At 43.2% G+C, this 12,383-nt stretch carries 11 protein-coding genes; 5 read left to right on the top strand and 6 right to left on the bottom strand.

Going from position 1 to position 12,383, the window contains the following annotated elements; all coding sequences use genetic code 11:
- Positions 1-2 precede the first annotated feature (2 nt).
- Both dusB and prmA read right to left on the bottom strand, forming a co-directional pair.
- A complete protein-coding gene (gene dusB / locus KIH87_RS00685; RefSeq protein ID WP_232359621.1) occupies positions 3-1,004 on the bottom strand; it encodes a tRNA dihydrouridine synthase DusB in 1,002 nt (333 codons plus the stop codon).
- Between the two features lie 327 nt (positions 1,005-1,331).
- The gene (gene prmA, locus KIH87_RS00690) at positions 1,332-2,213 is read right to left on the bottom strand and encodes a 50S ribosomal protein L11 methyltransferase (protein WP_232361401.1); all 882 of its coding nucleotides are present in this window, start codon (positions 2,211-2,213) and stop codon (positions 1,332-1,334) included.
- Positions 2,214-2,454: 241 nt separating this feature from the next.
- Here prmA and KIH87_RS00695 point away from each other — a divergent pair, with 241 nt between their 5' ends.
- The 5 genes from KIH87_RS00695 (at position 2,455) to KIH87_RS00715 (ending at position 5,917) form a co-directional block, all read left to right on the top strand.
- A complete protein-coding gene (locus KIH87_RS00695; protein WP_232359622.1) occupies positions 2,455-3,324 on the top strand; it encodes an MBL fold metallo-hydrolase in 870 nt (289 codons plus the stop codon).
- Positions 3,325-3,365: 41 nt separating this feature from the next.
- Positions 3,366-4,133: a sulfite exporter TauE/SafE family protein gene (locus tag KIH87_RS00700; RefSeq protein WP_232359623.1), complete on the top strand. Its 768-nt coding sequence runs from the start codon at positions 3,366-3,368 to the stop codon at positions 4,131-4,133.
- Positions 4,134-4,144: 11 nt separating this feature from the next.
- Positions 4,145-4,540: a rhodanese-like domain-containing protein gene (locus KIH87_RS00705; RefSeq protein ID WP_232359624.1), complete on the top strand. Its 396-nt coding sequence runs from the start codon at positions 4,145-4,147 to the stop codon at positions 4,538-4,540.
- A 142-nt stretch (positions 4,541-4,682) separates the two neighbouring features.
- Entirely contained in the window at positions 4,683-5,378 is a 696-nt protein-coding gene (locus KIH87_RS00710; protein ID WP_232359625.1) for a gamma-glutamylcyclotransferase family protein, read from the top strand.
- Positions 5,379-5,380: 2 nt separating this feature from the next.
- Entirely contained in the window at positions 5,381-5,917 is a 537-nt protein-coding gene (locus KIH87_RS00715; RefSeq protein WP_232359626.1) for a GNAT family N-acetyltransferase, read from the top strand.
- Between the two features lie 250 nt (positions 5,918-6,167).
- Here KIH87_RS00715 and KIH87_RS00720 read toward each other — a convergent pair whose 3' ends face one another.
- The 4 genes from KIH87_RS00720 to KIH87_RS00735 form a co-directional block, all read right to left on the bottom strand.
- Complete coding sequence (locus KIH87_RS00720; protein WP_232359627.1) at positions 6,168-6,860, bottom strand: response regulator transcription factor; 693 nt, start codon at positions 6,858-6,860, stop codon at positions 6,168-6,170.
- 236 nt (positions 6,861-7,096) lie between these two features.
- Positions 7,097-7,855, bottom strand: coding sequence for a sensor histidine kinase (locus KIH87_RS00725; protein WP_232359628.1), 759 nt, complete (start codon positions 7,853-7,855; stop codon positions 7,097-7,099).
- Positions 7,852-10,155, bottom strand: coding sequence for a PAS domain S-box protein (locus KIH87_RS00730; protein WP_232359629.1), 2,304 nt, complete (start codon positions 10,153-10,155; stop codon positions 7,852-7,854). Before KIH87_RS00730 ends, KIH87_RS00725 begins: the two co-directional genes overlap by 4 nt.
- 280 nt (positions 10,156-10,435) lie before the next feature.
- Positions 10,436-12,340, bottom strand: coding sequence for an alkaline phosphatase D family protein (locus KIH87_RS00735; RefSeq protein ID WP_232361402.1), 1,905 nt, complete (start codon positions 12,338-12,340; stop codon positions 10,436-10,438).
- Positions 12,341-12,383 lie beyond the last annotated feature (43 nt).

Below are 12,383 nucleotides of genomic sequence, written 5' to 3' on the forward strand. Positions count from 1 at the left end.
CATTACGCAGCAGGAGAACACTCTTCTGGTGCTTCGCCTGCCCACCGATAAAAAATTGCTTCCAAAGCATCTAGTTGTGCTTGAGCACTTTCCAGAGCATTAAAAGTCTTTCGAAACGTTCTTTCTGGATCACGTTCCGCCAAATACCACCCTACATGTTTACGGGCAATACGAACTCCCATTACTTCACCGTAAAAACGGTGAACATTGCTGATGTGTCCACTCAATACTGAGTAAACTTCCTGCAATGTTGGCGAGGGAAGTTGCTCACCGGTTTGCAAATAATGATGAATTTCCCGAAATATCCAGGGATTCCCCTGAGCACCTCGGCCAATCATGACACCATCTGCATTGGTATAATCCAAAACCTGTCTGGCTTTTTGAGCTGACGTAATATCCCCATTCGCTAGAACCGGAATATTCACTGAACCTTTAACTGCTTTAATGGTGTCGTATTCAGCGACGCCATTATAAAGGCATGCTTTTGTTCTGCCGTGCAGCGACAAAGCTTGAATGCCGTTATCTTCGGCAATCTTCGCGATTTGTACTGCATTTTTATTATCCGGATCCCAACCTGTACGAAACTTTAACGTAACGGGTACAGAAACCGCATTGACAACAGTTTTTATAATGGACTCAACCAAGTCAGGAAACTGCAGCAGAGCTGAGCCTGCGAGCTTCTTATTCACCTTTTTGGCTGGGCAACCCATATTAATGTCAATAATTTGAGCGCCGTTTTTCTCGACGTTATATTGTGCTGCAAATGCCATTTGCTCTGGTTCTGAACCTGCAATCTGCACAGAGCGAAGACCTTCTTTACTGCTGTGTTCCATGCGTTTCAGAGATTTTTCAGACTCCCACACCCTGGGATTGCTTGAAAGCATTTCCGAGACCACAAGTCCTGCCCCAAGAGATTTGCACAATTCTCTAAACGGTTGATCCGTTACTCCGGCCATCGGTGCCAAAACCACATTGTTTTCCAATTGATACGGGCCGATGTACATTATCAAAATCAATAAATAAAATTGGGCAAAAAATGCTCAGGTTCCAAAAAGGGCGCTAAGTTTACGGTTTTTTTACGAGCTTGAAAAGGCTAGAAATTAAACAAAAGTAAAATTTTTTGAGGATGGTCAAAAAGGCGTCTCTCAATTGCCAGACACAAGCACCACAGGTTGTTGATTTTGAGCACAATTTGATGGCTAAAAGTGCTAAACATCCTTGTTCTCGCCTGCAATTCCATCGAACAGGTCGGATCTCGGTTTAGTCGATATCCGCCCTGTTTTACACCCTGTTATTTGTTAATAAGATGTAATTGAGCTTCAAAATTTCACTTAAGTGAATCTGACCCCGGTTAATCGAGCCCATTCACTTTCAAGTGCAACCGGATCCATTTTGAAGTCTTCGCTATACAGAGAGGAAACATGTTCTGCCTGAGTGTCTAAAATACCTGACATCACGATGAGACCTTGAGGTTTACAATAGCCAGTGATGATGTGGCGTAATTCACCCAAAGGACCAGCCAGAATGTTTGCCATAACCACATCGGCTTTGTATTCAGGTTGTGAGTCGGGTAAGTAGAGTTTTAGCTTATCGGCTACGCCATTACGCTCAGCGTTGTCCTGGCTGGCAACAAGTGCTTGTGGATCGATATCAATACCAATGGCTTCTTTTGCCCCTAATAACAGCGCTGCAATAGCTAAAATACCGGAACCGCATCCGTAATCCACAACGGTTTTACCGGTAAAGTCGATACCATCCAGCCACTTTAGGCATAAAGAGGTAGTAGGGTGAGTACCGGTGCCAAATGCAAGACCAGGGTCTAACATAATGTTGATTGCCGATGGTTCAGGAACATCGCACCAGCTTGGACAAATCCACAAGCGCTCACCAAATTGCATCGGGTGGAAGTTATCCATCCACTCGCGTTCCCAATCCTTGTCTTCCAGCTGATCCAGCTTGTAGTGAAATTCTTCGCCTAGCACATTGGCTTTGCGCAGATTATTGATGACTTTTGTCATGTCGTGCTCTGCGTCGTACAGGCCAATTACCTGAGTGCGAGGCCAAAGAGTGACCTCGCCCAGCTTGGGCTCGTAGATAGGATCGTTTTTGGCATCTGTAAAGGTGACGGCTTGAGCACCATTCGCAGAAAGCATCTCGCCGATTCTTTCAGCATGCTCTTTTTCAGTATTAATTTTAAGTTGTATCCAGGGCATGGTTATTTGTTGCGTATTCAATTTGGCGCGCAGTATAGCACTCACTTTAGAACTGCCCTAATTCATGACGCTTGAGGTTAATCAATTTTTAATATTGGCATGATAGATTTTTAAAACTTCAAGCAGTTATAAGGTATAACCTATAATGATTAGCAACTGACTAATTTGACAGCGCAATCGAACAGGTATGCCGCATTTGTTTTAAGTATTCGGGCTGTAAATCTTTCGTTAGAGGTAAATCATGAGTGGCACAGTACAAATATCGTCATTCCTTGATAATGACAGCGAAACCTACACCTACGTTGTGCAGGATACAGTAAACAAACTGGCTGTTGTTATTGATCCCGTCTTGGACTTTGATTTCAAATCTGGTCGCACCAAAACTGATGGTGCTGAGCGAGTGCTGGATTTTATTCATCAGCACGAGTTAACCGTTGAGTGGGTTCTGGAAACTCATGCCCATGCCGATCATTTATCTGCTGCTCCTTTCTTCAAAGAAAAATTGGGCGCGAAAATCGCCATTGGCGAGCGCATCAAGCAGGTACAAGAAACCTTTAAGCGCTTGTTTAATCTGGAAAAGGAATTTTTGCCTAATGGCGCTCAGTTTGATCATCTATTTGCGGACGGTGATGTTCTGGAAGTCGGCAATATTCATATCCGTGTTATGCATGTACCGGGTCATACCCCTGCAGATTTAGCTTATGTTGTTAACGAAGACGCGGTTTTCGCAGGCGATACCATCTTCATGCCGGATGTGGGAACCGCTCGGTGTGACTTTCCCGGCGGTAGCGCTTCTACGCTTTATGATTCCATTGGAAAATTGCTATCACTTCCGGATGAAACCCGTATTTATGTTTGCCACGACTATCCGCCTAAAGGGCGCGAGCATCACAGCATGACAACGGTCAAAGAGCAAAAGCTAAACAATATCCATGTGAAGCAGGGGACGTCGAAAGACGAGTTTGTGACTCGACGGGAAACGCGTGATGCCACGTTGCAAATGCCGCGTCTGATACTACCTTCTATTCAGGTCAACATTCGAGCCGGGCATATGCCCCCGGCAGAAGATAATGGTCAGGTATACCTGAAGATCCCAATCAATCAGCTTTAAGTAGTGTGAGTTTTGAGCCCTTAACCGGGGAGGCTGAAATTATGATAAATGCCATCATTGGTGCCTTGATAATTGGATTAAGTTTGGGTGTATTTGGCTCAGGCGGCTCCATTTTGACAGTGCCAACTTTGCTGTATTTAGTGAATATGCCTGCGCAGGTCGCTATTGCTTCGTCGCTATTTATTGTGGGTGGGATTTGCCTGGTAAGCAGTTCTGTGAACATCTACAAGCGCAAGGTTTCATGGCCTCATGTGCTGCTGTTCGGCATCCCGGGAATGGTAGGGACTTATAGTGGTGCATGGCTTGGGGTGATGGTTGATAGCAAGATTCAGCTGGCAGTGTTTGTTCTTCTTATGTCTGTGGCTGCGGTTCTAATGTGGCGCGGCAAACCCAAAGACTCATTAAGTGGCGCTGGTGGTGAGGGTGGCGAGCTCAAAATCATCAAGATTGGCCTGGATGGATTATTTGTCGGGATTATTACCGGTTTTGTTGGTGTCGGTGGCGGCTTTCTCATTGTGCCAGCGCTGATTTTTTTGGGCGGCTTGTCCATGTCGTTGGCGGTAGGCACAAGCTTAGTCATTATTGCCATGCAGTCTTTTTCCGGATTTTTCAAATACTACAGTGCGCTAAGTTCACAGAATTTTACTTTTGACTGGTGGGTTATCGGATTGATGATTGCCGGCGGAGTCATCGGAAGTTTCTCTGGTATATGGCTAAGCGGACGCTTGCCGAAAGAGAAATTACAGAAATCGTTTTCTATATTTTTAGTGGTTATGGCGATTGTTGTATTCACGCAATCGGTACTTTAGAAGAGGTTAATATGAAAAGTTCTCAACAGTTGGTAGCAGAAGCAAAAGCGGTGATTAAAGAGGTGGATGTTGCGACGCTGTTGTCTGCGCTTGATGATCACCACACCGTGCTTATTGATGTGCGCGAAACCGATGAATATGACAAGGGGCATATTGACCGCTCTGTCAATTATCCTCGCGGTATGCTGGAAATGCAGATTCATCAACATCCTTCGGTGAGCCATCATTTTGAGCCAATGAATGCGCTGGAAGAGTTAAGCAGTAAACCTATTTATGTGATTTGCCGTTCAGGTGCTCGTTCTGCATTGGCGACTCAGACATTAATGAATATGGGGTTTGAAAATGTTATGTCGGTTGCCGGTGGCATGAATGCCTGGAGCGAGGCGGGATATCCGATAGAAGTATGATTTGGTAGTGCCATTCTGGCGAAGGATATAATCCCGCTCTCTTTGTTTGAGACAAAATACAGCACGGCTATTATTGCCTCCTTATCTTTTGCATAATGCATGGGTCATTATGTATATGCACCTACACAGGAGGCTTCTCTCAATGCTATCGATGTCTGACACTCACCATTATGTTGTTGGTTACGGCAGTTTAATGAGTAAATATAGTCGTGAGGTATACAGCAATATTGATGCTGAACCTGTACCTGTGAGGCTGCATGGATGGCAGCGAGGTTGGGTAACCAACTGTGCAATTGAGCGCTTTACCAGTGTAGGAGCTGTGCCAGAGGAAGGAGCCAGTCTTAACGGGGTTTTGCTTGCCATGCCTCATATTTCAGATGATCTACAGAAAAGAGAAATGAACTACCGTTTTACTCAGGTTGCTTTCGATTCTCTTAATATATTGCCTCGTGGCGAATTAGAGAATGAATCAGGCGCTGAATTCAGCAATGCCTCTATCTGGGTGTGCGAAGTTCTCAACCCTGGACAACCTTGTTCAGACATACCCATGTATCAGTCATATATTGATACTTGCCTGATTGGTTGCCTTGAAGCTGCCAATGAAGAATTCGCAAAAGAATTTATTCTGTCTACTCTGGGGTGGCATGGGACTGACAAAAATAAAGATAGGGAGAGCGATAAAGGCGTTTTTAGTCATAAAGTGCAAATTAAACAACCACATTGGATTAATGATCGAACCTCACCTCAATATCCAAGAGCGGCCAAATTATCTTCGCATGATTATCAAATAATTGATGAATTATTGCATGAACTGGATGTACTAAAGCATAGGAATTAGGAATGGAAAATAGCTTACTGGGGTTAAATACAGAAAGGTTGGTGTTACGTCAACTCGTTGAAGATGACGCCGACTTCTTGGTGCAATTAATGAATGATCCTGACTGGCTTGCCTATATTGGTGATCGTAATGTCAAAACGCGCGAAGCGGCTTTGCAGCACATCCATGAAGCTCCTCACAAAATGTATATAGAGAAACAATTTGGCATGTTGATGGTGATCCGTAAGGACACTGGCGCAAGAATTGGATTAGCGGGTATTTTATCTCGTAGAGAATTTCAGGAGCCGGATTTAGGCTATGGCTTTGTGCCGGCGGGAAGAGGGGCTGGTTTTGCCTACGAAGCTACGTCTGCTTTGATGAAGGTGGCTAAAGAGTCTGGTCGTTTTAGCGTGTTAAGGGGGTTGGTTCATCCAGGCAACAAAGCATCCAGAGCATTATTGGAGAAGTTGGGGTTTACATTAATGTCACCACAACCTGCATGCCCGTGGGAAAATACATTGATTTATGAAAATAGGCTGAAAAGTTCTGAGAATGAATAGTATTGGAGTAAGAAAATTAGGTTCGTCCTTGAACCATCGGTGAATAGGGAGGGATAGTCCCAATGTACCGAATATTGGTGTAGATATCCGGTAACTGAGTGCAATAATAAACGTTGAATGCTTCTAGCGTGTTTTTCTAATGTTTCTCTAATATTTCAATATTCAGCGAAATTAGCCGAAAATCGCTGAAATACCTGCTTTTTGGTTAATTATGTAACCGAAAAGAGGTGAGTTGTATTGAGACTGTGAGTTAACTACTTGAATTTCTTGAAAGCTTATACCCCAGTCCTTTTACCGTGAGAATGATTTCTGGTTTTTTTACATCTTTTTCAATTTTTTTTCTTAATCTACTTATGGTTATGTCGATTGCGCGAGTGCTCTCGGGACCTTCCAGATCGTTAAAAATATCGATTAATTCTTCACGACTGTAGATTCGGCCTGGATGCCTTGCCAAAGCCGAAAGTAATTGAAATTCGTGACGAGTGAGTTGGGCTTCTTCGTTGTCTTCGCTAAATAGCGATTTATCATCCAGGTTGAGTACCCAGCCATGAAACTCAGAGATGCTTGAAGTATTGTTATTAACGCCAGTACGGGAAAGGATGTTGTTGACTCGGTACAGTAATTCTTTGGGGAGAAAAGGTTTGCAAAGGTAGTCGTCTGCTCCGAACTCCAGACCTGCGAGCCTATCGTCGCCCGAGGTTCTTCCCGATACGACAATGATGGGGGTGTCTCCCTTGGTTCTTAACTTTCTTAATAAGACCAAGCCATCTTCGTCGGGCAGGGTAAGATCTAAAACAATCAGATCGACGTGATTATTTTCCAGAACGCGTAAACAGCCAGCGGCATCGGCCGATTGAAATATTTTAAATTCGTGTAATTCAAAATATGCCGCCGTTACGGATAGTAATTGTTCATCGTCCTCAACTAACAACAAGGTTGCCAAGCAAAACTCCTCTCTTAGATACTTATATTGTTCCTTCCAGTGTATGGGATAGAAGGCTAGTGCTTGTTCCAATATTCCCAAAGCATGAACGAATATTATTTTGTCTGAAAGCGTTACCAAATTATAGGAGAAATCTTGCTATTTAACTCTCAGTAAGGAAAATATAGTTCTCTAAAGAGGGGGATTTTAAAGTAATTCATTGAAATACATATAGAATATTTTAAAAGAAAAAAAGTTTATTTCACTAAAACGGGTAATAAGAGTTTTACCTCGCACCCTTGATATGGCGTGCTGGATATTTCAATTTTTCCACCGTGGATCAGCACAGCTTGTTCGGCTACGGTAAGACCCATTCCAACATGTTTAGCTGCTCGCTTCGAAGTGCTAAAGGGCGTGAAAAGGTTACTCATATCATCAGGCTCAATGCCAATTCCTTTGTCTGAAATAGTAATTTCCAGAATTAGATCATCAATTGTTTGAACTTGAATATTGATTTCTTGTACAGAGGATTCTGCTTCTAGCAGGGATTCACTGGCATTTAATACCAGCGCTGTCAGTGCGCGTTTTAATATGCTTTCGTCGGCGTTGATGTTGAGTTGCTTATTATCCAGTTGTAATTTTATTTTCTGCTTTTCAGGCAGTGTTAAATTTAATTCGCTGATCCAGCGATTCAGAAATACGCTTAAATTAAAAATTTCACAGCGGCATTGGAAGCTATTTCCATAGTCTATTAAGTGTTGCGTAATACCCCGTCCGCGTTCCACATAGGTGACAATTTTTTGTAGCACATTTTGCATGGATTCTGGAATGTCTGGTTGTAGTTGTGCCAACTCTGCCATGCCCAGTATGTAAGTGAACACGTTATTTATATCGTGAGATGTCCCTCTGGCTATCTTTTGAAGATAGCGATTCAGTCTTTCTTGCTCATCTTCTTTTCCTGCATGAGATTGCTCATTAGGGAAGTTATCACGTAAGTTACAAATGGATTTGTTCATCGAAATAGCTCTGAAATAGATGCCCGCAATTTTTCTCGAGAGAAAGGTTTTTGCAAGATAGGGTAAGCGCTTAACTCCTGATTATCCGTACCTTGATAGCCACTCATGAGTAGTATCTTGGTGTCGGGAGCGTTTTCATTTACCTTTCTTACGACATCAATAGGTTGTTTTTCACCAGGCATCAGTATGTCTGAGAGAACCAGATCATATGTGTCTTGTTCCAGTCTGCTTAAGGCTTCCTGAGCATTGCTGCAACGAGTAACGTTATGACCATCACTTTCCAATAAAATTGAAGTGATCTTCAATAGTTCCTGCTCATCATCCAATAAGAGTATTTTCAAGGTTTTGGCATCTTTCTTTTGTGATTCGGATTTTGAGGGAGATTTCGATTCATCGGGCTCACATATTGGTAGCCACAAGTGAATTTCTGTGCCTGACTTGTCGCTGTCTAAGCCGATATAACCGCTGCTTTGTCGGATAAAGTTGTAAACCATGCTTAACCCTAGCCCGGTGCCCTTTCCTAATGGCTTGGTGGTATAGAATGGAGTGAATATCTTATCCAGATTTTCTGGAGGAATACCTGAGCCTGTGTCTTTTACCTTTATGTGGCAATAGGTTGCATCAGGTAGTTCTTCCGGAAAGAAGCCCGCAGCGCAATTTAATACTGGCCTTGCCCTATCTACGCTGATAGTGATCGAACCCCGGCCTTCAATCGCTTCTTTTGCATTGAGGGTTAAATTAATAATGCAATCTTCAAAATCGGATTTATTCAGGTTGCACCAGATTGGCTCATCGATCATTTCAATATGACTATCTACGGTTTTAGCGAAAGACTTATCAAGCAATACAAGTGTTTCCTGTATGCAGGTTTGAATATGATTAGGCGTTTTCTTGACCTTTCGCGATTTGGAAAATTTGAGTAGTTTTTGCGTAAGATCGGCTGCTCTTTCAATAGCGTGAAAGGTATTATCAATGTTTTCTTTGCCTGCATTAGCGCAAGCATATTTGGAGTTGAGATGTTCAAGATTGGAACGTGCAATACCCAATACATTGTTAAAATCATGGGCAATACCCCCCATCATGACATTTAACGATTCCAGATGGCTTGCTTGGCGCATGAGTTCCGTACTGCGCTTGTTCTGGGTGATATCTGTTTGAATACCCAGATAACTGGTTACTCGATTTTTGCTGTCAAAAATGGGCGCGATAGACAGCCGTATCCAGTATTTTTCCCCTTTCTTGTTGTAGTTAAGAATATCGCAATCGACGGTTTGGTTATTCGCCAGACGGCTACGCATATAGCTTTTCGATTCTTCGCTGGTTTCTTCGCCATGGAGCATTTGCGAAGGGTATAAACCCACAGCTTCTTCCTGTGTATAGCCCGTTAATTTTTCAAACCCTTCATTCACCCAGACAATACGCTTTTCGCGATCACAAACCAGTACGCTAATACCGGCATGTTTAACGATGTGCGACAAATATTTCAGTTCTTCTTCTGTTGAAACCTGTAACGATACGTCCTGAAAAGTACCAACAATGGCGATAGGAGTTTGGTTGGCGCTGTATTCTACGTAGCCGCGAGCTTGAATATGCTTCAATTTGTTAGCTGGAGTGACCAGACGAAATTGCAGGAAAAACGGTTTATTTTCACGAATTGCCTGCTTTAATGTCAGCCTGACTTTTTCTCTGTCGTCTTCATGATAAAGTGCCAGACACTTGTCCCAACTTGGTGCTTCATCTGAAATAGGCAAATCATGAATATTGAAAACTTGTTCGGACCAGGTGACCTTTCTTGAATCAAGTTCGACACGCCAATAGCCAATACCCGTGAGTTTTTCTGACAAATAGATATAGTCGGCATCCATATCTGTACAACTGGGTGTTGAGGCTGGGCTGTTTTTGACATTACTGGTCAGCGTTGCAGTTGCATAAATTTTTCCCGCATTATGATCGCTAACAAATATCCAGCTCAGTTCCTTATATTCCCCTGTGGATGTTTTGATACGATTGACCAATGCATTCTTTTTGCCGTGTTGAGCTGAAATATTAATGAGTACATTTGTGGTGGCATCAAGATCTTCAGGATGAACAAAGTAATTGAAGGGCTTACTCATCATGTCATGGGCATTGTATTCAAACAGATGAAGCCCAGTTTCATTCACAAATTCAAATTCTCCATTTAAATTGCAAATGCATAACACATTGCTGGAATTATTTACTAACGCCGTTAATGCAGCACAGGAAGGAGGAGCTGAATTTTCCAGACTTGTAACCGTATTGATTCTGTTAAATGGTGCCATAGACCTACTACTTAAATATCAGCGCTAAACTCGCCCTATAACTTAAATGTTTAGTTCAGACGTTTGTGACTGTCTAATATTTATCTTTTCATGGTAAATAAATGATCCAGAAAAAGAGTAACTTAAAGGGCTTTTTGCTGCTCTGAAGGATGATAAATCGTGATTTTTCTATACGATATACTGCGACATATCTAAATTTAGAAACTCAGTATTTCAGCAAGCGCATGAATGTATTTCTGCAGTGTTTCAGACAGAAAGTGGGTGGATGAGACAATCCTGGTCAGGAGAAATCTACGTCAGTACCATCGTGGCACAGTAGTTTTACTTCTGCTTTAGAAGTGTCTGGGGTGAGTTGGATCAGGCCAATCGCACTCTTGTTAACCAGCGTTTGTAGTTTGTGTCCTTTGGGATGCCTTGCTCTAATCGACATTTTTCGGCGTCGAGTAAACCAGTTAAGTACCGACATTCTGCCGTAAAACCAGCGATTAAGTTTTTCCATGATACGCAACAGCTTTTCAGGAAAGCTGTTTTTAATGCCGCTACAGGTGATTTGTTGAATGCGTGGCGCACCCTGTTTAAAACGCAGTTTTACATCGTAAACAAAAGAATAATGCACATCGCCCGACAGGATAATGATGTCGTTGGGGCTTTTCTTGTGCTGAAAAATACTCAAGATGACCGACGCCGTGCCTTTGTGAGCCATCCAGTTTTCGGCATCAACCACAAGAGCACCACCAAAGAACGTGAAAATGCGCTGTATTACTTCAATCACCTTCACACCAAAAATAGGTGCGGCTGACACAATGATCACCTTGGGTTCGTTAATAATGGTTTGTTGCAAATGGTTGAGCGACTCCCAATCCATTAAACCGGAAGGTTGCGACATGCTATCTTCCGAGCGCCAACGGTGAGTGCGGGTGTCGAGTGCGATCAATTTAGGCGTGGTATCCAGTTCAAATTGCCAGTCGTCCCAGTCGAGTAAAGTCGAAATCAGTTCATCATGGCCTTGTAAGCTTGTTTCAGTGAACCAATTTGCATGATCACGGAATAAGGGCGCAAAACATTTGGGATTGTTGCCCAAGCCTTGAAAGATCAGATAGCCAAGCAAGGCGTTACCGATAATACGGCGAGAATAAGGATTGTTATAGGCCGCTTCTTCCCAACCTCGGGTCAGATTCCAGTCGTCGGTGACATCATGATCATCGAAGATCATATACACGGGTAAGTGAGCGAAAACTCGTTGTGCATGGGGTAAATCGTCGCGAAATTCTTCGATATGTTGCTTTTCTTTCGCATAAAGTTCCTGATATTTTTCAGGCACATTATGTTTGTCTAAATCGACAAAGCGCCACAACACTGGCGACCAGGTCAGCATATACATGGCAAAGACTTCTGCGCTGGTAATCAAGTGATTTTTGGCATGAGCTGAAGTAAAGATAGGCTTGCGTTTGCCTTTAAAAAAGCGCTTTTCAACCACTTCATTGTAATCTTCATCAGGGAGCAGTTCCGCTCGCTGATAGTAATTAAAAGGGTGCGCCATCAGCTCATCGGTATTGTTAACCAATGCGCCTTCCAGTTCTTCCGGAAACAATCCCAAGAGCGGGATAATCTGGTGAATGGCAACCAACAAAGGCCCTGCCACATCGTCGGCGTATATTTGATCGCCAGCCATCATCATCAACGCTGGGCGTGCATAATCGTCGCTATGGGATGCAATTAATTCATCCACGCGAACCAAGGCATCTTTGCTGGAAAAGTGAGGTTTACGACAAGAACCATGCAGTAAACTGTCGATATGATCTTTAAACACCACTTTGGGACGAGCTTCGTCGTTATAAACCAGATGGTGTAAGCGCTCTTTAAGTGGGGTTTTGTCGTCGTCGATTAAGACATCATATTCGAGTTCACAGAGCTGTTTGATTGGCCGCTCGAAATTGATGTGTAGCAAGCGAACAAAGGCATGTTCGCCTATTTGAATTTGCTGGCAATCACTGAGATGATCGTCTGACTGAGAACTCACTAGCGTTTGTTCGTACTCTTCGCCAGTGTTACGGAATGTCACATTCAGTGTGAGCTTGCAAGGTTTGGACGTGACTAACCAAATCACCATTTCTGATGTGGTAAGGCGGCGCACCATGGGGCCGCAAATGATATCGGGAAGTGTTGGTGATTGGCTCACATCCATCGTCAAAACAAATTCCTGTTCCGTATAGAGCGCTAGCTCTTGT

Origin of the sequence: Paraneptunicella aestuarii (assembly GCF_019900845.1) — a bacterium.
In the GTDB taxonomy this organism is placed as follows: domain Bacteria; phylum Pseudomonadota; class Gammaproteobacteria; order Enterobacterales; family Alteromonadaceae; genus Paraneptunicella; species Paraneptunicella aestuarii.